Raw genomic sequence first — 3,868 nt, 5'->3', positions numbered from 1 at the left:
ACCTCGTCGGCGGTCGCGGTGGCGCTGAACAAGTTCGCCCAGCGTGAGAAGATCCTCTACCTGGTGGGAATCTCCGGCTCCAACGACACCACCGGCAAGGACTGCGTACGCTATTCCTTCCGCCAATGCTTCTACGGCGAGACCGCGGCCAACGCGATCGGCCCGGTGCTGGTGAAGAATTTCGGCAAGGACAAGAAGGCCGCGTTCATGACGCCAGACTACACCTATGGCCACACCGTCACCAAGTCGGTCAACGACTATCTGACCTCGCACGGCGGATGGACTATGGTGACCAACCAGGTGTCGCCGCTCGGGACCGAGGACTTTAGCCAGTATCTGACCAACATCGCCAATTCGGGCGCCGAGTTCATCATCAACGTCAACTGGGGCCGCGACGCGGTGCTTTCGGTGCAACAGGCCAAGCAGTTTGGCCTGACGCCGCAGATGAAGATGGTGATCCCCTATCAGATTCCGTTCCTCGCCAAGGAAGTGGGGCCGGAACTTACAGCCGGGGTCTTCGCCGCCACGGACTTCTGGTGGACGATGGAAGACCAGTACCCGCTTGCCAAGATGTTCGTCGAGGCGTTCCAGAAGAAGTACAACTACCGGCCCGAATGGGGCGCCGAGAATAGCTACATGCAGTTTGCCATATGGGCGCGCATGGTGTCAGAGGCCGGCACCTTCTACCCGCCGGACGTCATCAAGCAATATGAGAAGGGCGAGACCTTCCCGTCGATGGTGGGCGATGTCCACTTCCGACCCGAAGATCACCAGCTCGTGCGCCCTGTCGTCATCGTCCGCGGCAAGGCCCCGAAGGACATGAAGAACGACGAGGACTTCTGGGAGGTGCTCGAGGTGGTTCCGGGCGCACCATTAATGCAGAAACCGGACGCCTTCGGCTGCGAGCTGGGCGACTACACCTGATCGGCCACAGGTGCCTTCCGCTCATCGTGGTGGGCGGAAGGCGCGCCCGGTTCTATCGTCGGTCCGCTCTGGCAGGTGCGAGGGGACAGGCCCGTGATGGCGGGTTCGCAGGTCGACCGTTCCTCAATCTCAAGGCGAGCGGCAGCGTGGTGAACTGGGCAAACTTCGTATCGCAATGCTTCAACGGGCTGGTGCTCGGCGCGCTTCTGGCGCTCATTTCTTCCGGCCTGACAATCATCTACGGCACGCTTGGCGTGCTCAACCTCGCGCACGGCGCCATGTTCATGCTGGGTGGCTACGCCGGCTGGGTTGCCTACACCTATTCCGGATCCTTCGTCGTGGCGGTGATGGCCGGCTCGCTGTTTGTGATGCTGGTCGGCGTGCTGATGGAGCGGCTCATCATCCGCCATTTCTACACACGCCCGCACGAGGACCAGCTTCTCGTCACCTTCGGGCTCGGCATCGTGTTCGTCGAGGCGGTTCGGTTCTTTTTCGGCAGCCTGTCACAGACGGTGCCTCCGCCAACGTCGCTGATGGGCATCACCTCGCTCGGCTTCATGATGTACCCGACCTATCGGCTGGCCCTCCTCGGCATCGTCACGGTGGCGCTGCTGGTTCTCTATTTCGTGCTCTACCGGACGCGCATCGGGATGATCGTACGCGCCGGTATTGAGGATTCGGTGATGGTCGATTCACTCGGCATCAACGTCTACAGGATCTTCATGCTGGTGTTCGGCATCGGCGCCATGGCGGCCGGCTTTGCGGGCATCATCAACGCGCCGGTGGTCTCGATCGCGCCCGACGTCGGCGAACCGATCCTGGTGCAGACCTTCGTCGTCGTCGTCATCGGCGGCGTCGGTTCCTTCCCGGGCGCGGTGCTTGGCGGCCTCATCGCCGGCGAGATCATCAGCATCACTTCGATGTTCAATCCCGGCTACTCCTATGTCATGCTCTTCGTTGCGATGACGCTCGTGCTGGTATTCCGACCCCACGGGCTGCTTGGCACCGCGGGCCGTGAGTGAGCGCGGCCGATGAACATGAAACGCTCCGTTCTCGTTGAGGCGCTGACGGCCGCCGCGCTGGTTGCCGCACCCTTTGTCCTGCCACATCTCGGCTTTTCGCCGACGACCATCAACCGCATCCTCATCTGGGGCCTGTTCGGACTCGGCTTCGATATCCTGTTTGGCTATACGGGGCTGCTGTCCTTCGGACAGTCGGCCTTCTATGGAACGGGCGGCATGTTCGCCGCCTATCTGCTCACCGAGCTGGACTTACCCTATGCCATGACTGCGATCGTCATCGGCGCGCTGGCCGCGGGCATCGTCGGCTACCTGGTCGGGCTGATCGCGCTGCGGCGCACGGGCATCTACTTCGCCATGATCACGGTGGCGATCGCGGAAGTGTTCTTCTTCGTCGAGTTCAATCCGTTATCCGACTACACCGGCGGCGAAAACGGGCTGCCGGGCGTGCCCACACCAAGTTTCGATCTCGGCTTCACGACGCTCAACTTCAACACCGATTGGTCCATGTATGCCTTCCTGGCGTTCTGGTATTTCGTCGGGCTGGTGATCGCGCTGCGCATCGTGCGCTCGCCGGTGGGAGCGATCCTGAGCGCGATCCGCGACAATCCGTTGCGCGCCGCGGCCCTCGGTCACAACATCCACGGCTACAAGCTCACCGCTTTCGTGGTCGCGGCGATTTATGCCGGCTTTGCCGGCGGCCTGCTCGGCGTCATGCAGGGCTTCATGCCTCCCGATGCGTTCATGTTCGACACCTCCGGCCAGCTCATCATGCAAACCGCTATCGGCGGCGCCGGAACGCTGTTCGGTCCGCTGGTGGGTGCGGCCGTGTGGCTCTACCTCAGCGACTTCTTCCAGAACACGCTGCAACTCGGCGCGACTTGGAAGTTGGTGCTCGGCATCGTGTTCGTACTGCTCGTCTGTTTCCTCAGGCGTGGCATCGTCGGCGCGGTCGTCGATCTCTACAGGCTGGCGACCGGTCGAGGAAAGCCCGCGGAACCGGTCGAGGCGAGCAGCGCGCCGCCGACGGCCATATCGATGGCGGGAGCTTCCGTCGCCGCGGCGCCGATGCCCGGACACAAGCGGACGTCCGACCACGTGTCGGGTGGAATCCTGCAGGCCAAGGGCCTTACCAAACGCTATGGCGGCGTGGTGGCCAACAGCGGTATCGACTTCAGCGTCGATCACGGCGAGATGCGCGGCATCATTGGGCCCAACGGCGCCGGCAAGACCACCTTCTTCAAGATGCTGACTTGCGAGGTTCCGCCGACATCGGGCAAAATCGTATTCGAGGGGCAAGACATCACGGGGATGAGCGTCACCGACGTCTGCCAGCTCGGGCTGACCAAGAGCTACCAGATCAACCAGCTTTTCGAGCGGCTGACCGTCCGGCAGAACCTGACGATTGCGGCGCTGGGCGAAATCCGCGGCAGGTTCAGGCTCGACCTGTTCCGCAACATCCGCAGCGTTTCGGGCCTTACCGAACAGGTCGAGCACACGCTGGCGCTGGTCCATCTGATGGGGCGGCCCGACACGCCAGTATCGGAACTCGCCTATGGCGAGAAGCGCCGGCTCGAGATCGGGCTTGCACTGGCCACTTCACCAACCCTGCTGCTGCTCGATGAGCCGCTCGCCGGCATGAGCCCGCCGGAGCGCATCGAAACAGTGGCACTGCTCAAGTCCATCGCGCGCGGCCGCACGGTGATCATTATCGACCACGACATGGATTCCCTTTTCGAGCTGGTCGAGAAAATCACCGTGCTGCAGGAGGGCCGCGTGCTGGTCGAAGGCACGCCGGACGAGATCAGGACCAATCCCAGGGTGCAGGAAGCCTATCTCGGCGGTGTGCATGGAGAGATGGCATGAGCCTGCTCGAAGTCGATGGCCTCAACAGCTACTATGGCGACAGCCACATCCTGTTCGAC

Annotated in this window: 3 protein-coding genes; all 3 read left to right on the top strand. The window is 62.5% G+C overall.

Annotated features, from left to right (window positions below; all coding sequences use genetic code 11):
- The coding region (locus tag AC3A4H_RS23500; RefSeq protein ID WP_487768863.1) for an ABC transporter substrate-binding protein at positions 1 to 924 on the top strand (924 nt) is incomplete at its 5' end.
- 146 nt (positions 925 to 1,070) lie between these two features.
- The gene (locus AC3A4H_RS23495; protein WP_487768862.1) at positions 1,071 to 1,946 is read left to right on the top strand and encodes a branched-chain amino acid ABC transporter permease; all 876 of its coding nucleotides are present in this window, start codon (positions 1,071 to 1,073) and stop codon (positions 1,944 to 1,946) included.
- Positions 1,947 to 1,955: 9 nt separating this feature from the next.
- Complete coding sequence (locus AC3A4H_RS23490; RefSeq protein ID WP_487768861.1) at positions 1,956 to 3,809, top strand: branched-chain amino acid ABC transporter ATP-binding protein/permease; 1,854 nt, start codon at positions 1,956 to 1,958, stop codon at positions 3,807 to 3,809.
- Positions 3,810 to 3,868 lie beyond the last annotated feature (59 nt).

The sequence above is a fragment of the Pseudaminobacter sp. Soil_N_29 genome, from assembly GCF_057656055.1.
Note: the sequence above shows the minus strand (reverse complement) of the source record. Positions and strands in the feature narration are given on the sequence as shown.

Bases quoted from the DNA above. Each gene is read 5' to 3' on its own strand.
- AC3A4H_RS23490 (WP_487768861.1), top strand. From the start codon at position 1,956: ATGAACATGAAACGCTCCGTTCTCGTTGAGGCGCTGACGGCCGCCGCG.